Genomic DNA, 20,611 nt, shown 5'->3' on the forward strand with positions numbered 1-20,611 from the left:
CGGGAATCGGGGGCGGAGCGCGTCAGCTCACTTCCAGGCGCAGGACGCGGTCGTCCTCCGCGCCCGGCTTCCCGCGCCCGTCGGTGTTGCTCGTCGTCACCCAGAGGCCGCCGTCATCCGTGGCGAGCACCGTGCGCAGCCGCCCGTACTCGCCCTGCAGGAACGCCTGCGGAGCGGCCACCGGCTTCGCGCCGTCCAGCGGGATCCGCCACAGGCGCTCCCCGCGCAGGCCCGCCATCCACAGCGACCCCTTGGCGTACGCGAGGCCGCTGGGGGAGGCGTCGGAGGTCTTCCACTGCTCGACGGGGTCGGTGTAGCCGGACTTGCCGGCCTCGCCCTCGACGGCGGGCCAGCCATAGTTGCCGCCCGGCCGGATCAGATTGAGCTCGTCCCAGGTGTCCTGGCCGAACTCCGACGCCCACAGGCGCTTGCCCGCGTCCCACGCCAGGCCCTGCACGTTGCGGTGGCCGGAGGAGTAGACCACCGAGTCCCCCTCGGGGTTGCCGTACGCGGGGCGGCCGTCCGGCGTCATGCGCAGGATCTTGCCCCCGAGTGACTTCCGGTCCTGGGCGGGGTCGCGCCGCCCGGCCTCGCCCGTGCCGGCGTAGAGCATCCGGTCCGGGCCGAAGGCGATGCGCCCGCCGTTGTGGATCGCGCCTTTGGGGATGCCGCGGAGCACCGTGTCGGGCGCTCCCAGCCGCTGCCCGGCCGGCTTGCCCTCGTCGTAGCGCAGGCGTGCGATGCGGTTGTCCGAGTCGGTGGTGAAGTACGCGTACACCAGCCGGTCGGTGGCGAAGTCCGGCGAGACCGCGAGGCCCAGCAGGCCGCCCTCGCCGCCCTTGACGACGCCGGGCACCTCGCCGGCCTCGGTCTGCGTGCCGTCCTTGGCGGCCACCCGGACGATCTTCCCCGTATCGCGGGAGCCGACCAGAAGGTCACCGCCGGGCAGCGCGGCGACGCCCCACGGCGTGCCGAGCTTCGTGGTGAGCGTCCGGACGACCTTGACCGAGCCGGTGGCGGGCGCCGGGGAGGCCGGCGGAGCGCTCGAAGAGGCCCCCGCGCCGGGCGACTTGGCCGACGCGCCCTGCCGCGGCCCCTCGCCCGGGAAACCGTCCTCGCTCGAACAGCCGGCGAGCGCCAGGAGCGTGGCGGCGACCAGTGCGGCGGCGCCGGTACGGGCAGTACGTCGTCGCACGGTGCGGTTCCTCTCGCGGGGCGCGGCCTTGGCTATCGGCACTGTGCCATACGGGTGCCGCGGCGGCGGCCCCAAGACCGTGGCTGTGCAACTTCATGCCGCCGCCACGGCGGGAAACCACCGCGGCGAGAGCCCGGCGGAATGCGCGGCTTGCGCAACCCGCACGCCCGCAGGGGTCGGCCGGGACGGCGGCGCGCACCCTGCGTATCCCGTACGCCCGCGGGGATCCGCCGGAACGGCATCAGGCGTCAGTCCCACGACCCCATCGCCCGTGGCAGCCCCGCTATCTCCGCGAGATCCTCCGGTGTGAGCCGCAGCCGCGAGGCCGCGGCGTTCTGCACCGCCCACACCGGCTTCTTCGTGCCCGGTACGGGTATGACGTGCCGGCCCTGGGCCAGCACCCACGCCAGCGCGACCTGCGCGGCCGTCGCGTCGTGGCGCAGCGCGACCCGCCGCAGCCCCGCCACGATCGGCTGGTTGGCGGCCATCATCTCGGCGGTGAAGCGCGGGTGGCGGGCCCGCAGGTCCTGCGGCTCGAAGCCCTGCCCGGGCGTCAGCGTGCCACTGAGGAAACCGTTCCCCAGAGGCATGGCGGCCAGCAGGCCGACACCCCGGGAGGCGCACCAGGGCACCAGCGCGTCGAGCGCCTGCCTGGACCACACCGACAACTCCGCCTGCACACAGCTCACCGGGAACACCTGCTGCACCCGTTCGAGCTGCCGTATCGTCGCGTCGTACAGCCCGGCGCGCGACCTGCGGCGCGTACGGGCGCCGATTGCGCACCAGCCGAGCGCCCGCACCTTGCCCGCGGAGACCAGCTCCGCCATCGCCCCCCAGGTCTCCTCCACCGGCACTTCGGGGTCCGGCCGGTGCAGCTGGTAGACGTCGATCACATCGGTCTGCAGGCGGCGCAGGGAGGCGTCGCACGCGCGCTTCACGTACCCCGGGCGACCGTTGGCGACGACGTGGCTGTCGCCCACCAGCAACCCGCACTTGGTCGACACGAACGCCTCGGAGCGCCGCTCCCGCAGCACCCGCCCCACCAGCAACTCGTTGGTGAACGGCCCGTACATGTCGGCGGTGTCCAGCAGAGACGTTCCTGCGTCGAGCGCCGCGTGCACCGTGCGCAGCGCGGTCTCCCCGCTCTGCTGGGAGGCGGTGTATCCCCAGTGCATGGGCATGCACCCCAGGCCGATCGCGCCCGCTTCGAGCGCTGTCGCACCGATATTCCTGCGCTCCACCGGCCGTACCCCTCCCGTTCCTCGCCCCCAAAGCTAACCTCTGCCGCCCCGGCCGGATCGCATAGCCTCCAGGCATGAGTGCAGATGACAGCGGTTCCGCCCGCCCCCTGGTCTGGCTGCCCTTCCCGCCCGAGCGGATCGAGGGGCTGCCGGAGAGCCTCGACTACGTCTTCTGGGACGGGGGGCCGGAGTACCCGACCGACCCCGCCCGCTGCGACTTCTACGCGGTCCCGTACGTCACCGACCCCGAGCCGTGCCTGCGCCCGCTGGCCGCCATGACGCGCGTACGGGTCGTGCAGGCGCTCACCGCGGGCGTGGACCATCTGCTGCCCGCCGTGGCGCACCTGCCGAAGGGCGCCGTGCTGTGCAACGCCCGCGGGCTGCACGACGCGAGCACCGCCGAACTGGCGCTGGCCCTCATGCTCGCCTCGCTGCGCGACATCCCCGGCTTCGTGCGCGCGCAGGACGCGGGGGAGTGGCGGCAGGGCTTCCGGCCGGCGCTGGCCGACAAGTCGGTGCTCATCGTGGGTTACGGTTCGATCGGCAGCGCCATCGAGGACCGGCTCGTGCCCTTCGAGTGTGCGCGGGTCACGCGCGTCGCGCGCTCCGCGCGGGACAGCGCGCGCGGCCCCGTGCACCCGATCGCCGCCCTGCCCGGCTTGCTCCCCGACGCCGACGTCGTGGTGCTCGCCACGCCGCTGACCGAGGAGACCCGGGGACTCGTCAACGCCGGTTTCCTGGCCCGGATGAAGGACGGCGCGCTGCTGGTGAACGTCGCGCGCGGTCCTGTCGTCGACACCAAGGCCCTCCTGGCCGAACTGGACGCAGGTCGGCTGCGTGCCGCCCTGGATGTCACAGACCCCGAACCGCTGCCTCCGGGCCACCCGCTGTGGAGTGCTCCGGGGGTGCTCATCACCCCCCATGTGGGTGGGCCCTCTTCGGCCTTCATGCCGCGCGCCGCGCGGCTGCTGCGTGATCAGCTGGCCAGATTCGCTCTGGACGCGCCCCTGCAAAATGTCGTAGTCGCTGCCCGCTAGTTACCACGTAGAGGTACCGTTCGGCTGCACTCAGTGTTCATAACCTCGTGGCTGATTACGCTATGTATATGAGCTATGTCCCTGAGTGACGAGTCTGGTGTATCGTCCGGACGGGGGTTGCGGCATGCACGGGAACGGCCGCAGCGAGGACCGGAACTCGAGGGGGGCGACGGGCGATGCACGGCCAATGGACGATCAACCCGACGCGGCTCACGCACCGACCACGACCGCACCGTGCCCTGCACCGTGCACCGCGCCCGCACTGCGTGGCGACCCTGCTCCTGTGGCTTCCATGGCTCCCGCTGCTGCGGACGGCGGCGCGGTGAGCGCCCCAGGAGCGGCCCTGCCCCGCCCGTCCGGCGGCTCGGGCCCGGTCTCCCAGCTCCTGCTGGCCCTCGTCTGCGGCGGCTACGCCACGGGCGCGGCCTTCGGCTGGGGATCGAGCGAGCTCGCCTCCGCCATGGGCGACTTCGGCCTCGGCGGGGCCGCCGTGCTCGCCGCCGTCTCCTGCTTCTGGTACGGGCGCACGCACCGCACGCGGTTCCGCCTCGCGTGGTTCCTCTTCGCGGCGTCCTCCGCCATGGCAGGCCTCGGCAACGTTGTCTGGGGCTGGTACGAGGTCGTCCTCGACGCCCGTGTCCCGACGCCGTCCATCGCCGACTTCTGCTTCCTGCTCTTCGCGCCGCCGGCCATCATCGGCCTGCTGGTCCTCGCCCGCCGCCCCGTCACCCGGGCCGGCTGGGTGTGCCTGGCCCTCGACGCCTGGCTCACCGGCGGCTCGCTGCTCACGCTCTCCTGGAGCCTGGCGCTCGCCCACACCGCCCACTTCGAGGGCGAGAGCGTCGCGCACGCCGCGCTCTCCCTGGCCTATCCGCTGCTGGACATCGCCCTGGTGTCCATGGTGCTGGCGCTGCACTTCCGGCGCTCGACGGCCAACCGCTCGGCCATCAACACCGCCATCGCGGCCCTCGCCCTGACGGTCCTGTGCGACGCCCTGTTCACCTCACCGCTGCTGCGCTCGCACTACCGCTCGGGCCAGATCCTCGACGCGGGCTGGTTCGCGGGCTACATGCTCATGGCGTACGCCCCCTGGGTCGCCCGCGAGGAGGGCGACGACGCACCGGCCCGCTCGGCGCAGCACCCGCACCACCCCAGCCGCCCCATCGCCGGCTCGCTCACAGCCCTGACGCCGTATCTGGCCGCCGCCGTGTGCACCCTGGGCATCCTCTACAACGTCCTGGACGGCCACCAGGTCGACAAAGTCGTCCTGTTCACCGGCTGCACGGTCGTCCTGGCCCTGGTCATCCGCCAAGGCATCATGCTGCTGGACAACATCTCCCTCACCCAGGAACTGGCCCAGAAGGAGAACCACTTCCGCTCCCTCGTCCAGGGCTCCAGCGACGTCATCATGATCGCCGCCCCCACGGGCATACTGCGCTACGTCAGCCCGGCCGCCGCCGGGGTCTACGGCCGCGAGGCCGAGGACTTGGTCGGCTCCGAACTGGCCTCGCTCATCCACCCGGAGGACCTCGGCAGAGTCGTTCACGAGGTGCGCCGCTTCCTCGCCGCGCCGCCCGCCGAGGAGCCCACGACCCGCATCGAGTGCCGCTTCCGCTCGGGCGACGGCGAGTGGCTCAACGTGGAGTCCACCGTCAACCGCCACCACGGCGGCCTGATCTTCAACAGCCGCGACGTCACCGAGCGCGTCCGCCTCCAGGCCCAGCTCCAGCACACCGCCGAGCACGACCCGCTCACCGACCTGCCCAACCGCGCCCTGTTCACCAAGCGCGTCCAGCAGGCCCTCACCGGCCGCAGAGCGACCGACGCGGGCACCGCCGTGCTCTTCATCGACCTCGACGGCTTCAAGGCGGTGAACGACAGCGTCGGCCACCAAGCCGGCGACGAGCTGCTCGTCCAGGCGGCCCGTCGCCTCCAGGACTCCGTCCGCGCGGGGGACTCCACGGCCCGCTTCGGAGGCGACGAGTTCGCGGCGCTCATCATCGGCGACGGCACCCGCGACCCGGCCGCCCGCGAGTACCGCATCCACGAGATCGCCGACCGGCTGCGGGTCACCCTCTCCCAGCCCTACCGCGTGGAAGGAGGCACCGAGGTCCGCGTCGCCGCCAGCATCGGCGTGGCCTTCGCCGAGCCCGGCATCACCCCCGGCGAGCTGATGCGCAACGCCGACCTCGCGATGTACCGCGCCAAGCAGGCCGGCAAGGGCCGCGTCGAGCTCTACGCACCGCAGATGCAGGCCGACGTGGTCCGCCGCGCCGAGCTCGCCACCCGGCTGCGCACCGCCCTGCACGAGGGCGAGTTCGCCCTGCTCCACCAGCCCGTCGTGGACCTGGGCACGGGCGTGGTCACCGCGGTCGCCGCACAGCCCCGCTGGCGCTCCGCCCAGGGGATACTGTTCACTCCTGCGGAGTATCTCCGCGTGGCCGAGAACGACCGGGGGGACGAGGCCGCCCGCATCGCCGAGCTCGGCCGCTGGACGGTGGAGAAGGCCGTCGAGCAGGCCGCCCAGCGCTGCCGTGCGGGCCACGCCGTCCCGGTGTACGTCCGGCTGTCCGCCGCCCGGCTGATGGACAGGTCGCTGCCCGCCAAGAACCTGGAGGGGCTGCTGATCCGGCACGGGCTGCCCTCCGGGGCGCTCGTCCTGGAGCTGTCCGGTAGCGACCCCCGGGTTCCTCTCGACGAGCTGGAGCGGCGGCTCGCCGCCCTCCGCCGGATGGGCGTGCGGATCGCCCTCGACGGCTTCGGCAGCGGCTATGCCGCCATCAGCGCCCTGCGCCGGCTGCCCATCGACACCCTCAAGCTCGACCGGGGACTGGTCGACGGGGTCGTGGAGTCCGCCCGGCTGCACAAGATCACTGCCGGGCTGCTGAGGATCGCCACCGACCTGGGCATGCAGTCCGTGGCCGACGGCGTCGACGTCCCCGAGCAGGCGCTCGCCCTGCGCGCCATGGGCTGCACCCACGCGCTGGGCGCCGCCTTCGCGGGCCCGCTCGACGAGCACCGGCTGCGGCACGCGCTCGACCTCGGGGCCTATCCCGTACCGAGCGCGTCGTCCGTGGATGGCGCGAATGCGTGGGTAGGAGGCGGCGCCCTGCCCGCGGGGGCAGTACCGTCCGGTACGCGATCGGGGTCCGCGGGGGGCGCCGGATCGCTGGCCCATGCTCCATTGCGCTCAAATAATGAGACGCCTGTCCCACCCACTTGACACTTCGCTGGTGGCGGGTGGAGGGTCGGTCCCATGCGCACCCGAATTCTCGTACTTGGACAGCGCGTCGGCTGAAGCAGGCCCTCACCCAAGCCCTGCTGACCACACCGGCGCGCTCCCCTCGCTTGCCTCACGGCACGAGGGGTTTTTTGTTGCACTAGAACGTGACAGACCCACCCAAACCGCCCTCCGCTCCACCGGACGAACCCCGCCGAACCCCGTCGAATCCCCGTCGAACCGTCGATCGAAGCAGATCGAAGCCGGACGGATCCCCGTCGAATCCCCGTCGAACCCTTCGCATCGCACCCCGTCGAATCCTTCGAGAAGAGAATGTCGATGACCGAGCAGGCCACCGGAGCCCACCATCCGCAGCCGCGGGCCCGTAGCGCGGCGCAGCAGCCCGCCACCGTCGAGCACGTCACGGGCGCGCAGTCCCTCATCCGCTCGCTGGAGGAGGTCGGGGCCGAGATCGTGTTCGGGATCCCGGGCGGGGCGATCCTCCCCGCCTACGACCCGATGATGGACTCCTCGAAGGTCCGCCACATCCTGGTCCGCCACGAGCAGGGCGCGGGCCACGCCGCGACCGGATACGCCCAGGCCACCGGCAAGGTCGGGGTCTGCATGGCCACCTCCGGGCCCGGCGCCACCAACCTCGTCACCCCGATCGCCGACGCCCACATGGACTCCGTCCCGCTGGTCGCCATCACCGGTCAGGTCGCCTCCAAGTCGATCGGCACGGACGCCTTCCAGGAGGCGGACATCTGCGGCATCACCATGCCGATCACCAAGCACAACTGGCTGGTCACCGACCCCGCCGAGATCCCCCGCACCATCGCCGAGGCCTTCCACGTCGCCTCCACCGGCCGCCCCGGCCCCGTCCTCGTGGACATCGCCAAGGACGCCCTGCAGGCGCAGACCACCTTCAGCTGGCCGCCGCACACCGACCTGCCCGGCTACCGCCCGGTGACCAAGCCGCACTCCAAGCAGATCCGCGAGGCCGCCAAGCTGATCAGCCAGGCCGCCCGCCCCGTGCTCTACGTCGGCGGCGGCGTCCTCAAGGCCCGCGCCACCGCCGAGCTGAAGGTCCTCGCCGAGCTGACCGGCGCCCCCGTCACCACCACCCTGATGGCCCTGGGCGCCTTCCCCGACAGCCACCCCCAGCACCTGGGCATGCCCGGCATGCACGGCTCCGTCGCCGCCGTCACCGCCCTGCAGAAGTCCGACCTGATCATCGCCCTCGGCGCCCGCTTCGACGACCGCGTCACCGGCAAGCTGGACTCCTTCGCCCCGTACGCCAAGGTCGTCCACGCCGACATCGACCCCGCCGAGATCGGCAAGAACCGCGCCGCCGACGTGCCGATCGTCGGCGACGCCCGCGAGGTCATCGCCGACCTGATCGTCGCCCTCCAGGCCGAGCTCGCCGAGGGCCGCAGCGGCGAGGCCGCCCGCGAGCGCTACGCCGCCTGGTGGCGGGACCTCGACCGCTGGCGCGACACCTACCCGCTCGGCTTCGACCAGCCCGCCGACGGCAGCCTCGCGCCCCAGCAGGTCATCCAGCGCATCGGGCAGCTCGCACCGAAGGACACCATCTACGCCGCCGGCGTCGGCCAGCACCAGATGTGGGCCGCGCACTTCATCGGCTACGAGCAGCCCGCCACCTGGCTCAACTCCGGCGGCGCCGGGACGATGGGCTACGCGGTGCCCGCCGCGATGGGCGCCAAGGCCGGCCGGCCAGACCGCACCGTCTGGGCCATCGACGGCGACGGCTGCTTCCAGATGACCAATCAGGAACTGGTCACCTGCGCCCTGAACAACATCCCCGTCAAGATCGCCATCATCAACAACGGTGCCCTGGGCATGGTCCGCCAGTGGCAGACCCTGTTCTACAACCAGCGCTACTCCAACACCGTGCTCCACTCGGGCCCGGAGTCAGACGGCACCGAGGCCTGCGCCGGCACCCGCGTCCCGGACTTCGTCAAGCTCTCCGAGGCCATGGGCTGCGTCGGCCTGCGCTGCGAGCGCCCGGAGGACCTGGACGCCGTCATCCAGCAGGCCAACGCCATCAACGACCGGCCGGTCGTGGTCGACTTCATCGTCCACCAGGACGCCATGGTCTGGCCGATGGTCGCCGCCGGCACCTCCAACGACGAGATCCTCGCCGCGCGCGGAGTCCGCCCGGACTTCGGCGACAGCGAGGACGACTGAGGGACCGAGAGAAGAGAGAACGAGCAGATGACCAAGCACACCCTCTCCGTCCTGGTGGAGAACACCCCCGGCATCCTCACCCGGATCGCCGCCCTGTTCGCCCGCCGCGGCTTCAACATCGACTCCCTCGCCGTCGGCGTCACCGAACACCCGGACATCTCCCGCATCACCATCGTCGTCAACGTCGAGTCGCTGCCGCTGGAGCAGGTCACCAAGCAGCTCAACAAGCTCGTCAACGTGCTGAAGATCGTCGAGCTGGAGGACAGCCAGGCGATCCACCGCGAGCTCGTCCTGGTGAAGGTCCGCGCCGACAACGAGACCCGCTCCCAGATCGTCGAGATCGTCCAGCTGTTCCGCGCCAAGACCGTCGACGTCTCCCCGGAGGCCGTCACCATCGAGGCCACCGGCGGCAGCGACAAGCTCGGTGCCATGCTCAAGATGCTGGAGCCGTTCGGCATCAAGGAGCTGGTGCAGTCCGGGACGATCGCCATAGGGCGCGGCGCCCGGTCCATCACGGACCGCAGCCTGCGCGCGCTCGACCGCTCGGCCTGACCGGCCGCCGCTCCGGCCCCATCGGCCGGATCCGGCCGGAATCAGTTCATCCGTATACCGAGACCTGAAATCTTTCCCCCGCCCACCCGTCATACGGTGGGACGCACCACCGGACAACCGGAAACAAGGAGATAACCCAACGTGGCTGCCGAGCTCTTCTACGACAACGACGCCGACCTGTCCATCATCCAGGGCCGCAAGGTCGCGGTCCTCGGCTACGGCAGCCAGGGCCACGCCCACGCGCTGTCCCTGCGCGACTCGGGCGTCGACGTCCGCGTGGGCCTGCACGAGGGCTCCAAGTCCAAGCAGAAGGCCGAGGAGCAGGGGCTGCGCGTCGTCACCCCCGCCGAGGCGGCGGCCGAGGCCGACGTCATCATGATCCTCGTCCCGGACCCGATCCAGGCCAAGGTCTACGAGGAGTCCGTCAAGGACAACCTCAAGGACGGCGACGCCCTCTTCTTCGGCCACGGCTTCAACATCCGCTTCGGCTTCATCAAGCCCCCGGCCGGCGTCGACGTCTGCATGGTCGCCCCCAAGGGCCCGGGCCACCTCGTGCGCCGCCAGTACGAGGAGGGCCGCGGCGTCCCGTGCATCGCGGCCGTCGAGCAGGACGCCACGGGCAACGCCTTCGCCCTGGCGCTCTCCTACGCCAAGGCCATCGGCGGCACCCGCGCCGGCGTCATCAAGACCACCTTCACCGAGGAGACCGAGACCGACCTCTTCGGCGAGCAGGCCGTCCTGTGCGGCGGCGCCTCGGCGCTGGTGAAGGCCGGCTTCGAGACGCTGGTCGAGGCCGGCTACCAGCCGGAGATCGCGTACTTCGAGTGCCTCCACGAGCTCAAGCTCATCGTCGACCTGATGTACGAGGGCGGCCTGGAGAAGATGCGCTGGTCGGTCTCCGAGACCGCCGAGTGGGGCGACTACGTCACCGGCCCGCGCATCGTCAACGAGGGCACCAAGGCCGAGATGAAGAAGGTCCTCGGCGAGATCCAGGACGGCACCTTCGCCAACAACTGGATGAAGGAGTACCAGGCCGGCCTGCCCAAGTACAACGAGTACAAGAAGGCCGACGAGGACCACCTGCTGGAGACCACGGGCAAGAAGCTGCGCAAGCTGATGAGCTGGATGGACGACAAGGAGTAAACGACTCCTTGCCGCCTTCCGCCGGGCGGGCCGGATGACCGGCCCGCCCGGCGCGGGCGTCCGCCCCGTCCGGTGATTGCGGGCGAAGCTCGCGCGAGCCCGCGACGAGCGCCGATACACTGCACACCAACAAGCGCGTACCAGGCTCACAGCGTCGTGCGTCTTCCACGCGGCTGCCTGCCCCCTTCACCGCCTTCGGCCGTCGGGACGGCCGTCCGCCAAGGACCAGTGAGGAACCCGTGAGCACTGCTTCGCCCCGCAAACCCGTCGTCCTGATCGCCGAGGAGCTCTCCCCGGCCACCGTCGACGCCCTCGGCCCCGACTTCGAGATCCGCCACTGCAACGGCGCCGACCGCGCGGAGCTCCTGCCCGCCGTCGCCGACGTCGACGCCATCCTGGTCCGCAGCGCCACCAAGATCGACGCCGAGGCCATCGCCGCCGCCGGGAAGCTGCGCGTCGTCGCCCGCGCCGGCGTCGGCCTGGACAACGTCGACGTCTCCGCCGCCACCAAGGCCGGCGTGATGGTCGTCAACGCCCCGACCTCCAACATCGTCACCGCCGCCGAGCTCGCCTGCGGCCTGCTCATCGCCACCGCGCGTAACATCCCGCAGGCCAACTCCGCCCTGAAGAACGGCGAGTGGAAGCGCTCCAAGTACACCGGTGTCGAGCTCTCCGAGAAGACCCTCGGCGTCGTCGGCCTCGGCCGGATCGGCGTGCTCGTCGCCCAGCGGATGTCCGCCTTCGGGATGAAGGTCGTCGCCTACGACCCGTACGTCCAGCCCGCGCGCGCCGCCCAGATGGGCGTCAAGCTCCTGACGCTCGACGAGCTCCTGGAGGTCGCGGACTTCATCACCGTGCACCTGCCCAAGACGCCCGAGACGCTCGGCCTCATCGGCGACGAGGCCCTCCACAAGGTCAAGCCCAGCGTGCGCATCGTCAACGCCGCGCGCGGCGGCATCGTGGACGAGACGGCGCTGGCCTCCGCGCTCAAGGAGGGGCGTGTCGCGGCCGCCGGTCTGGACGTGTACGCGTCCGAGCCCTGCACCGACTCGCCGCTCTTCGAGTTCGACAACGTCGTGGCCACCCCGCATCTGGGCGCCTCCACGGGCGAGGCCCAGGAGAAGGCCGGCATCGCCGTCGCCCGCTCCGTACGGCTCGCCCTCGCCGGCGAGCTCGTGCCCGACGCGGTCAACGTCCAGGGCGGCGTCATCGCCGAGGACGTCAAGCCGGCCCTGCCGCTGGCCGAGAAGCTCGGCCGGATCTTCACGGCCCTGGCCGGCGAGGTCGCCGTCCGGCTCGACGTCGAGGTCTACGGCGAGCTCACCCAGTACGACGTCAAGGTCCTGGAGCTGTCCGCCCTCAAGGGCGTCTTCGAGGACGTCGTCGACGAGACGGTCTCCTACGTCAACGCCCCGCTGTTCGCGCAGGAGCGCGGCGTCGAGGTGCGGCTGACCACGAGCTCCGAGTCGACCGAGCACCGCAACGTGGTCACCGTGCGCGGCACGCTCGCCGGGGGCGACGAGGTCTCCATCTCGGGCACGCTGGCCGGCCCGAAGAACCAGCAGAAGATCGTCGCGGTCGGCGACCACGACGTGGACCTCGCGCTCGCCGACCACATGGCGTTCTTCCGCTACGCCGACCGCCCCGGCGTCGTCGGCACCCTGGGCCGCATCCTCGGCGAGGCCGGCATCAACATCGCCGGCATGCAGGTCTCCCGCGCCACGGAGGGCGGCGAGGCGCTCGTCGCCCTCACGGTCGACGAATCGGTCACCCCGCCCGTGCTGGCGGAGATCGCCGAGGAGATCGGCGCGACGTCGGCGCGCGCGGTGAACCTGACGGACTGACGCCTTCGCACACCGGCCGGTGCCGGTGCGGAAGCGGACGAGGCCCGGCTGCCCCTGCGGGGGTGGCCGGGTCTCGTGCGGTGGGGCCTCGTGCGGGCCGGGCCCCGTGCGGGGCCTCATGCGGGCCTCATGCGGGGCCTCATGGGGCTCCCATATGGGGCCTCATGCGCTTCCGCCGTGCCCCGTTGCTCTCCTAACCTTCCGGCTATGGGTGTACTGGAACAGCCCGCCGCTCCGGCGCCCGCCCCGTACCTCCGGATCGCCGCCGAACTCCGCGCCCGCATCGTCTCCGGCGAGATCCGTGCGGGCGAGAAGGTCCCCTCCGTCCGGCAGATCGCACAGGAGTGGGGCGTCGCGACGGCCACGGCCGGCAAGGTCCTGTCGGTGCTCCGCGCGGAGGGCCTCGTGCGGGCCGTGCCGGGTGTCGGCACCGTCGTCGGGGTCGCCACGGGGCCGCCGCGGGGTCGCCCGAACGGCGTGCTGCGTACGCTCACCCGCGACCACATCGTGCGGACCGCCGTCGCGCTGGCGGACGTCCACGGGGCGGCGGCGCTGTCCATGCGCGCCCTCGCCGCCGAACTCGGCGTCCCTCCAATGGCGTTGTACCGGTACGTGCCGGGCAAGGGTGATCTCGTCGCCCTGATGGCGGACGCCGCCTTCGCCGAGTGCGGCCTCTCCGGCCGTGCCCCGGCCGGCTGGCGCGGCCGCCTGGAGGCGGCGGCCCGGCACCAGTGGGCCCTCTACCGGCGCCACCCCTGGCTGCCCGGGGCCGGGCTTCCCGCGGCCGCCGCCGGCCTCATGGAATGGGCCATGGCCCCGGCGCTCCGCCGCGGCCTGGAGCCCGCCGCAGTGGCCCGCACCGCGGCGGCGGTCACCGGCTACGTGCGCGGCATGGCCGTCGGCCTGGCGGACGGGCCCGATGCCACCGGCCTCGACGCGGCCTTCGACTTCGGCCTGGCCCGCTTCCTGGACGGCCTGGCCGTGTACGTCGATCAGCCGACCTGCGGCGCGTAGGGGCGTTCCGCACCCTGCCCGGTGTCCCTGCCGCCGCGACGGTGAGTCTCCGCAACGGCGTTGACCGGCGGTGCCAGGCCTTCCTGAGGCCGTTCGGCACCGCCGGTTCCCGCCGTTCCGGCTGCTCGCCGCCGCGGAGGGGCTGCCGGTTCCTGCGTAGCCCGCGGTTCCTGCCCGGCCCGGGGCGGGCCCCGCGGGCTGCATCACCGCGCGCTGCCGGCGGGCGCGCCGGCCCGGCACCGTGCGGTCACGCCCGCCGCAGCGCCGTCACCGTGATCACCGCGGACACCAGCAGCGCGACCGCTCCGCCGACAGCGGCGATGTTCATGCCGTGCGTGAAGGCCTCACGGGAAGCGGTGAGGACGGCCTCGCCCACCCGCCCCGGCAACTGCCCCGCGACCGCCGCCGCACCGCCGAGCGTCTCGCGGGCCGTGTCCAGCGCCCCGTGCGGCAGGCCGGCGGGGAGCTCGCCCGTCATGTCGCGGCGGTAGACGGCGACGCCCACGCTGCCGAACAGCGCCATGCCCAGCGCGCCGCCGAGCTCCTGGCCGGTCTCCAGCACGGAGGCCGCGCTGCCGGCCTTCTCGGGCGAGGTGGCTCCGAGCGCCATGTCGGAGACCAGGGCCATCACCGCGACGATGCCGCAGGCGATGACCGCCGACCCGGTCAGCGTCAGGGCCAGGGAGTGCGTGCCGGCGAAGGTGAGCAGTCCGTAGCCGGCGGCCGCGACGATGAAACCGGCGGCCATGACGTGGGCCTTGGGGAACTTCTGCCCGGCCACGGCGGCGAGCGGTGCGACGCAGCCGACCGCGACCGAGGGGATCGCGCCCCACAGCGCCGCCTCCAGCGGGCCCTTGCCGAGCACGGACTGCAGGTACTGCGTGCTGAAGTAGGCGGAGCCCATCATGCCGAACGTAGCGAGGGTGTTGATGCCGACGCCCACCCCGAACACGCGGTGCCGGAACAGCTCACGGCTGATCATCGCGTCGCCGCGGTTGCGCTGGCGCCGGACGAACGCGGCGCCGAGGAGCAGGCCCGCGGCCACGCACGCGGCGGGGACGAGCGAGAACCCGCCGGCCGCGATCTCCTTGATCCCGTAGATGACCGGGACGACGGAACCCATGGACAGCGGCACGCTCAGGAAGTCGAAGCGGCCCGGGGCGGGGTCCTTGAACTCCGGGACGAGCAGCGGCGCCAGCACCAGCAGCAGCACCATCGCGGGCACGTTGACGAGGAACGCCGAGCCCCACCAGAAGTGGTCCAGCAGCAGCCCGCCGAGGACCGAGCCGAGCGCGATGCCGCCCGCCATCGCCCCGGACCAGATGCCGACGGCCTTGCTGCGCTGCTGCTCGTCGTGGAACAGGTTGCGCACCAGCGCCATGGTCGAGGGCATCAGGGTGGCCCCGCCCAGGCCCAGCACGGCGCGCGCGGCTATCAGCATCTCCGCGCTCTGCGCGTACGCGGCGGCGACCGACGCGGCGCCGAAGGCGAGCGCCCCGGCCAGCAGCAGCTTGCGGCGGCCGATCCGGTCGCCCAGCGACCCCATCGTGATCAGCAGTCCGGCGAGGGCGAAGGCGTAGCTGTCGAAGATCCACAGCTGCTGGGTGCCGGTCGGCTCCAGGTCCCGGCTGATGGCCGGCATGGCGAAGAAGAGGACGGAGACGTCCATCGAGACCAGGAGGAGAGGCAGCAGGAGGACGGCGAAGGCTGTCCATTCCTTGCGTCCTGCGAGGTTGCGCTGGGTGGGCGGGGTCGCCGGAGGAGTCGTCATGGGCAGGACTATACGTACGTCTTAAACGCTTGTCTATGACGGATGTATAGAACGAGCGTGTAGGGCGTTTATGTCGGACGTATGTATGAGACGTTCGTCTAGGACGTACGTATGGTTGCGGGCTACGCTGCCGTCATGGGACATCGCGAAGATCTGCTCGAAGGCGCCAAGCGCTGCCTGCTCGACAAGGGCTGGACGCGCACCACGGCGCGCGACATCGTGGCCGCCTCGGGGGCCAACCTCGCCTCCATCGGCTACCACTACGGTTCGAAGGAGGCGCTGATGATGGAGGCGTTCATCCAGCTGACCGTGGAGTGGGCCGACGGGGCGGCGCCCGTCATCGCCTCCGCCGTGGATCCGGACGCTCCGCGCGAGGACCGCCTCGCCGCCACCCTGGACCGGGTGACCGCGGGCTTCGCGAACGACCGCGCGTTCTGGTCGGCGCAGCTGGAGATCATCGGTCAGCTGGTGAAGAACCCCGAGCTCAGGGAGAAGTTCGCCGCGGTCCAGCCCGGCGGGCGCGAGGGCATGGTGGCGCTCTTCGAGGGCGTTGACGACAGCGAGGTCGGCCCTGAGGCGACCCGTACGGTGGGTGCCTTCTACCACGCCCTGTTCATAGGGCTGTTGACGCAGTGGCTCATCGACCCCGCGGGGGCGCCCACCGGCAAGGAGATCGTCGAGGGCGCCCGGCGGGCGCTCTCGGGCGCGGTGCTGAACGCCCCGGAGGGGCCGGGCCGCTGACGGAGCGTGCCGCTGGGCCCGCCCCGCGCCGGGCTCAGCGGTAGGAGCCGATCAGGCGTGCCAGATGGCGCCCCGCGATCAGCAGGGGCTCCTCGTCCCGGGCGACCTGGGCTGTGAGCTCGGCGCCCTCCAGCGTGTTGATCACTGTGTGCGCGAGCTCCCGGGCGTCCTGCGCGCTGAAGCCGCAGGCGAGCAGCTTGTCGCGCACGAGGCCCCGCCAGCGCTCGAACGCCTCTGCCGCCGCCCGCTGGATGTCGGGGGCGTGGGTGGCGGTCCCCAGGGACGTGGCCGTGACGGGACAGCCGTCCAGCCAGTCGGATGCGCGGAGTCCGGCGGCCACGTCCTGCGCGACGGCGAGCACCGCCTCGGCCGGGTCCGGCCGGCCCTCCAGCGCCCTGTGCAGCATCTCGGCGAACTCCCGGTCGCCGTGCCGGATCGCCTCGGCGGCCAGCTCCTGCTTGCCGCCCGGGAAGAAGTGGTAGACCGACCCGAGCGTCGCCTCCGCCTCCTTGGAGATCTGCTTGATCCCCGTTCCCTCATAGCCCTGACGCTGCATCAGCCGCGCGGTCGCGCGGACGATCCGCTCGCGCGTGCCGAGGCCGCTGCCCGGGCCCGCGGCCGGTCCGTCGTGCTGCTCCGAGGTGGTCTTCACCTTCCCGAGAATATAGGTAGAGCGTTCGTTCTAGAGGCGTGCTACGTTGTTGCCATCGCTAGATAGAGCGTTCGTTCTAGAGAGGTGTGGATTCATGGTGTCCGCGAACAAGGCAGCAGTGACCGTCATCGGCCTCGGCCCCATGGGGCGGGCCATGGCGGGGGCGTACCTCGACGCCGGCTACGAGGTGACGGTCTGGAACCGCACCGCGGCCAGGGTCTCCTCCCTCGTCGCACGGGGCGCGCACCGTGCGGAGACCGTCAAGGAGGCGCTGGCCGCGAACGAGCTGGTGATCCTGAGCCTGACCGACTACGACGCGGTGTACGCGATCCTGGAGCCCGCCGCGGGCGCCCTGCGCGGCCGGGTCCTGGTGAATCTGAGCTCGGACACCCCGGAACGGGCCCGCGAGGCCGCCGCCTGGGCCGCCGGGCACGGGGCCGAGCACCTCACCGGCGGGGTGCAGACGCCGCCCTCCGGGATCGGGTCCCCCGAGTCGTCCACCTTCTACAGCGGCCCCAAGGAGGTCTTCGAGGCCCACGAGGCCGCGCTGAAGGTGCTCACCGGCGCCGACTACCGCGGCACCGACCCCGGTCTGGCCGCGCTGTACTACCAGATCCAGATGGACATGTTCTGGACCGCGATGCTCAGCTACCTGCACGCCACTGCCGTCACCGCGGCGAACGGCATCACGGCGCAGGAGTTCCTGCCGTACGCGCAGTCCACGATGGCCTCGCTGCCGAACTTCCTCGCGTTCTACGCGCCGCGCATCGACGCCGGCAACCACGAGGGCGACGTCGACAAGCTCGCCATGGGTGTCGCGAGCGTCGACCACGTCCTCCGCACGACGGAGGGCTCGGGGGTCGGCACCGCCCTGCCCGCCGCCGTCCTGGAGGTCTTCCGGCGCGGCATGGAGCGCGGGTACGGGGGTGACAGCTTCACCCGCCTGCTGGACGTGTTCCGCGAGGGGTGAGCCGGGGGAACCGCGGCAAAGGTGCGGCCGCGGACCGGTTGCGGCGGGTGTCGGGTGTTGTGCGGAATATGGCCGGAATGCTCGTAGCCCGCAGCGTGAAACGGGCTTGGACTGGGTGAACCGGATGTAGAGGACAACAGTCCGAACGCCTGGAAGGAAGCACATGACCGACACCGGGACCCAGTCCACCAGCACCTCGGCTCCCTCCTTCCCCAGCGACCGCACCTGCCCTTACCAGCCGCCCGCGGGATACCAGGACCTGGCCGCCCGCGGCCCGCTGACGCACGTCACGCTGTACGACGGACGGGTGGTGTGGCTCGTGACGGGCCACACCGAAGCCCGCTCCCTGCTCACGGACCCCCGCGTCTCGTCCGACCGCCGGAATCCGGCCTTCCCCGTCTTCGCCCCGCGCGCCGAGGACCAGGCCTCGGTGGTGGTCCCGCTGCTCGGCGTGGACGACCCCGAACACGCCCGCCAGCGCCGCATGCTGATCCCGCGCTTCACCGTCAAGCACGCCAACGCCCTCCGGCCCCGCATCCAGCTCGTCGTCGACGGCCTCATCGACACCATGCTCGCCAAGGGCAACAGCGCCGAACTCGTCTCCGCGTACTCCCTGCCCGTGCCGTCCATAGTGATCTGCAGCCTGCTGGGCGTCCCCTACGCCGACCACGACTACTTCGAGGGGTGCTCCCGGCGGCTGGTGAGCGCACCGACCTCCGAGGAGTCCGTCGCCGCGCGCGACGACCTGCGCGACTACCTCCACCGCCTCGTGGCCCGCAAGGAGGCCGAGCCCGGCGAGGGGCTGCTGGACGAGCTCATCACGGACCGCCTCGGCGACGGCCAGGTCGACCGCGACGAACTGGTCATGATGGCGCTGCTGTTGCTGGTCGCCGGCCACGAGACCACGTCCAACATGATCTCGCTCGGCGTGTACACGCTCCTCGAACACCCCGAGCAGCTCGCCGCCCTGCGCACCGACCCCGCCCTCATGCCCACCGCCGTGGAGGAACTGCTGCGCTTCCTGTCCATCGCCGACGGCATGGTGCGGGTCGCCACGGAGGACATCGAGATCGCCGGGCACACCGTGCGCGCGGGCGACGGCATCATGATCAGCACCTCGCTCGTCAACCGCGACGCCGCCACCTACCCCGGACCCGACGCCCTCGACGTCAGCCGCTCGGCCCGCCACCACGTCGCGTTCGGCTACGGCGTCCACCAGTGCCTGGGGCAGAACCTGGCCCGCGCGGAGATGGAGATCGCCCTCGGCACGCTCTTCACCCGTATCCCGGACCTGCACCTCGCCGTTGCTCCCGGCGAGGTGTCCGTGAAGCCCGGTGACACCCTGCAGGGGCTCTACGCCCTGCCCGTCGCCTGGTGACCGGCGATGACGACAGAACGGAACCCGCTATGAGCCCCCACCGCGTCTCCATCGACTCCGATGTCTGCATCGGCTCCGGGCAGTGCGCCCTCACCGCGCCGAGCGTCTTCGACCAGGACGACGACGGCTTCGGCGTGGTGCGGTCCGGCCGCGAGGACGGTGCGGGCGAGCCGATGCTCAAGGAGGCCGCCCGGGCCTGCCCCGTGCAGGCCATCACCGTGGAGGAGGACTAGCGGGCCGGCCCCGGCCCGGCGGGCGGGGCGCGCGGCCGTCACAGGCGGGCCGCCTTCAGGGCCATGTGGAGCAGCAGCCGGCCCTCGCCCTCGTCCAGGTCCAGGCCGGTGAGCTGCTCCACGCGTGCCAGGCGGTAGTACAGCGTCTGCCGGTGGATGCCCAGGGCGGCGGCCGTGCGGCCCGCCTGGCCCGCGCAGTCGAGGAACACCTCCGCCGTGCGGGCCAGTTCCGCGTGGGCCGGGGCCAGCAGGGGGCGCACGGAGGTGTCCGCCGCGGCCCCGGCCGGCAGGGAGGCCAGCACGCGGTACGGGCCGATGGCCCCCCATTCCGCCACCGGCCCCAGGCGCGGCTCCGCCGCCGCGGCACGGGCCGCCCCCAGCGCCTCGCGCCAGGCCTCCGGCAGCTCCGCGAGGCCGCGGCGCGGGGCGGCCAGCCCGGCCGTGCCGTTCCCCGCGCGCGGGGAGCGCAGCAGCCGCTCCGCCGCCGTACGTGCCGGGGCGACCGCCGCAGTCGTCCGCAGCCGGACCAGCGCGGCCAGCGCCGCCGGTCCCTCCGGGAGGGGGTCCGGGACGGCGCACAGCGCGGCCACCCCCGACTGCCCCGCCAGCGCGGAACCGATCCCGTCGGGCGCGCTCGGATCGCCCTCCCCGTGCTCGCCGTCGCCCAGCGCCCACGGCGCGACCGCGACCAGCCCCAGGGGCCCGTCCGCCGCCTGGCCCATCGCCTCCCGCAGTGCGGCGGCCGCGGCGTCGCGCCCCGCGGGCCGCCCCGCGAGGACCTCCCGCAGCAACTCGCCCAGCTCCGCGCCGGCCCGCGCCTCGGCGGCCAGCAGCTCACCGATCCGGGCCGCCGTCTCCATGGCCTGGGCCAGCCGCGGATCCGCGTACGGGAGGCTCAGGTCCAGGCCCGCCAGCTGCTCGTCGTCCAGCAGCCACACGTAGCCGTGCACCACGCCGCGGTGGCGCACGGGCAGGCAGATGCGGCCCTTGAACACCCCCGCCGCCGGGTCCGGCGGGATCCGCAGCGGCGACTGCGCCCGCGCGATGCCGAACGCCTCGAACCACGCCCGGACGGCCGCCGTCGACCGGCGCTGCAGGATCGAGCGGGTCCGCACCGGGTCCATCACCGCGTCGAGGTCGTCGTCACCGCCGTGCGCGCCGAACGCGATCAGGACGAAGTCCCGGTCCTCCAGCGTCGCCGGGGCGCCGAGCGCCGCCGATATCTCGTCGACGAGGTGCTGATAGTCACCGCGCATGGCCCCGCCACGCTCCTTCCCCCGCTTCGTGCGGGCCCGCCCGGCTCACGCCGGACGCGGCCTTCGGGCTCTTTGGGTTCGCAAATTGTCCCGAAATCGACCCAAGGTTCTATGTGCAGGTCACCATTGTCATACATGTGTCTGAGATCCGGGCCA

General features: G+C 72.3%; 16 protein-coding genes. 11 read left to right on the forward strand and 5 right to left on the reverse strand.

The annotated features are described in order from the left end of the window. Positions 1–22: 22 nt before the first annotated feature. Positions 23–1,195: a PQQ-dependent sugar dehydrogenase gene (locus IF61_RS0121575; RefSeq protein ID WP_030368128.1), complete on the reverse strand. Its 1,173-nt coding sequence runs from the start codon at positions 1,193–1,195 to the stop codon at positions 23–25. Between the two features lie 248 nt (positions 1,196–1,443). Beyond that, positions 1,444–2,436: an aldo/keto reductase gene (locus tag IF61_RS0121580; protein ID WP_030368129.1), complete on the reverse strand. Its 993-nt coding sequence runs from the start codon at positions 2,434–2,436 to the stop codon at positions 1,444–1,446. Between the two features lie 74 nt (positions 2,437–2,510). On the opposite strand from IF61_RS0121580, the gene IF61_RS0121585 reads away from it, so the two are divergent. The 7 genes from IF61_RS0121585 to IF61_RS0121615 all read left to right on the forward strand — a co-directional run bounded on the left by IF61_RS0121585 (position 2,511) and on the right by IF61_RS0121615 (position 13,454). Beyond that, entirely contained in the window at positions 2,511–3,473 is a 963-nt protein-coding gene (locus IF61_RS0121585) for a 2-hydroxyacid dehydrogenase (protein ID WP_030368130.1), read from the forward strand. Between the two features lie 292 nt (positions 3,474–3,765). Beyond that, complete coding sequence (locus IF61_RS0121590; protein WP_107043089.1) at positions 3,766–6,696, forward strand: putative bifunctional diguanylate cyclase/phosphodiesterase; 2,931 nt, start codon at positions 3,766–3,768, stop codon at positions 6,694–6,696. Between the two features lie 330 nt (positions 6,697–7,026). After that, on the forward strand, positions 7,027–8,901 hold the full coding sequence (locus IF61_RS0121595; protein WP_043190083.1) for an acetolactate synthase large subunit: 1,875 nt from the start codon (positions 7,027–7,029) through the stop codon (positions 8,899–8,901). Between the two features lie 27 nt (positions 8,902–8,928). Next, complete coding sequence (ilvN, locus tag IF61_RS0121600) at positions 8,929–9,453, forward strand: acetolactate synthase small subunit (RefSeq protein WP_030368133.1); 525 nt, start codon at positions 8,929–8,931, stop codon at positions 9,451–9,453. A gap of 141 nt (positions 9,454–9,594) precedes the next feature. Next, positions 9,595–10,596, forward strand: coding sequence for a ketol-acid reductoisomerase (gene ilvC, locus IF61_RS0121605; RefSeq protein ID WP_030368134.1), 1,002 nt, complete (start codon positions 9,595–9,597; stop codon positions 10,594–10,596). 239 nt (positions 10,597–10,835) lie between these two features. After that, complete coding sequence (gene serA / locus IF61_RS0121610; RefSeq protein WP_030368135.1) at positions 10,836–12,440, forward strand: phosphoglycerate dehydrogenase; 1,605 nt, start codon at positions 10,836–10,838, stop codon at positions 12,438–12,440. Between the two features lie 207 nt (positions 12,441–12,647). Continuing rightward, positions 12,648–13,454, forward strand: coding sequence for a GntR family transcriptional regulator (locus IF61_RS0121615; protein ID WP_030368136.1), 807 nt, complete (start codon positions 12,648–12,650; stop codon positions 13,452–13,454). A gap of 247 nt (positions 13,455–13,701) precedes the next feature. Here the strand turns inward: IF61_RS0121615 and IF61_RS0121620 are convergent, their stop codons facing one another. After that, on the reverse strand, positions 13,702–15,225 hold the full coding sequence (locus tag IF61_RS0121620; protein ID WP_030368137.1) for an MFS transporter: 1,524 nt from the start codon (positions 15,223–15,225) through the stop codon (positions 13,702–13,704). Between the two features lie 135 nt (positions 15,226–15,360). Here IF61_RS0121620 and IF61_RS0121625 point away from each other — a divergent pair, with 135 nt between their 5' ends. Then, positions 15,361–15,966: a TetR/AcrR family transcriptional regulator gene (locus IF61_RS0121625; protein ID WP_043190127.1), complete on the forward strand. Its 606-nt coding sequence runs from the start codon at positions 15,361–15,363 to the stop codon at positions 15,964–15,966. 34 nt (positions 15,967–16,000) lie between these two features. Here IF61_RS0121625 and IF61_RS0121630 read toward each other — a convergent pair whose 3' ends face one another. Continuing rightward, positions 16,001–16,618 carry a TetR/AcrR family transcriptional regulator gene (locus IF61_RS0121630; protein ID WP_030368139.1) on the reverse strand — a complete coding sequence of 206 codons (618 nt, stop codon included), beginning with the start codon at positions 16,616–16,618 and terminating at the stop codon, positions 16,001–16,003. 94 nt (positions 16,619–16,712) lie between these two features. On the opposite strand from IF61_RS0121630, the gene IF61_RS0121635 reads away from it, so the two are divergent. The 3 genes from IF61_RS0121635 (at position 16,713) to IF61_RS0121645 (ending at position 19,199) form a co-directional block, all read left to right on the forward strand. Next, complete coding sequence (locus IF61_RS0121635; RefSeq protein WP_052392899.1) at positions 16,713–17,588, forward strand: NAD(P)-dependent oxidoreductase; 876 nt, start codon at positions 16,713–16,715, stop codon at positions 17,586–17,588. A gap of 163 nt (positions 17,589–17,751) precedes the next feature. Continuing rightward, positions 17,752–18,966, forward strand: coding sequence for a cytochrome P450 (locus IF61_RS0121640; RefSeq protein ID WP_030368141.1), 1,215 nt, complete (start codon positions 17,752–17,754; stop codon positions 18,964–18,966). Between the two features lie 29 nt (positions 18,967–18,995). Next, positions 18,996–19,199, forward strand: coding sequence for a ferredoxin (locus IF61_RS0121645; protein WP_030368142.1), 204 nt, complete (start codon positions 18,996–18,998; stop codon positions 19,197–19,199). Positions 19,200–19,237: 38 nt separating this feature from the next. Here IF61_RS0121645 and IF61_RS0121650 read toward each other — a convergent pair whose 3' ends face one another. Beyond that, on the reverse strand, positions 19,238–20,455 hold the full coding sequence (locus IF61_RS0121650) for a PucR family transcriptional regulator (protein WP_030368143.1): 1,218 nt from the start codon (positions 20,453–20,455) through the stop codon (positions 19,238–19,240). Positions 20,456–20,611: the final 156 nt, after the last annotated feature.

Source organism: Streptomyces roseoverticillatus (genome assembly GCF_000719265.1).
GTDB lineage: Bacteria > Actinomycetota > Actinomycetes > Streptomycetales > Streptomycetaceae > Streptomyces > Streptomyces roseoverticillatus.

Coding starts and splice junctions, on each gene's coding strand:
- IF61_RS0121585 (WP_030368130.1), top strand. CDS start 2,511: ATGAGTGCAGATGACAGCGGTTCCGCCCGCCCCCTGGTCTGGCTGCCC.
- IF61_RS0121590 (WP_107043089.1), top strand. CDS start 3,766: ATGGCTCCCGCTGCTGCGGACGGCGGCGCGGTGAGCGCCCCAGGAGCG.
- IF61_RS0121595 (WP_043190083.1), top strand. CDS start 7,027: ATGTCGATGACCGAGCAGGCCACCGGAGCCCACCATCCGCAGCCGCGG.
- ilvN (WP_030368133.1), top strand. CDS start 8,929: ATGACCAAGCACACCCTCTCCGTCCTGGTGGAGAACACCCCCGGCATC.
- IF61_RS0121615 (WP_030368136.1), top strand. CDS start 12,648: ATGGGTGTACTGGAACAGCCCGCCGCTCCGGCGCCCGCCCCGTACCTC.
- IF61_RS0121620 (WP_030368137.1), bottom strand. CDS start 15,225: ATGACGACTCCTCCGGCGACCCCGCCCACCCAGCGCAACCTCGCAGGA.
- IF61_RS0121625 (WP_043190127.1), top strand. CDS start 15,361: ATGGGACATCGCGAAGATCTGCTCGAAGGCGCCAAGCGCTGCCTGCTC.
- IF61_RS0121635 (WP_052392899.1), top strand. CDS start 16,713: ATGGTGTCCGCGAACAAGGCAGCAGTGACCGTCATCGGCCTCGGCCCC.
- IF61_RS0121640 (WP_030368141.1), top strand. CDS start 17,752: ATGACCGACACCGGGACCCAGTCCACCAGCACCTCGGCTCCCTCCTTC.
- IF61_RS0121645 (WP_030368142.1), top strand. CDS start 18,996: ATGAGCCCCCACCGCGTCTCCATCGACTCCGATGTCTGCATCGGCTCC.
- IF61_RS0121650 (WP_030368143.1), bottom strand. CDS start 20,455: ATGCGCGGTGACTATCAGCACCTCGTCGACGAGATATCGGCGGCGCTC.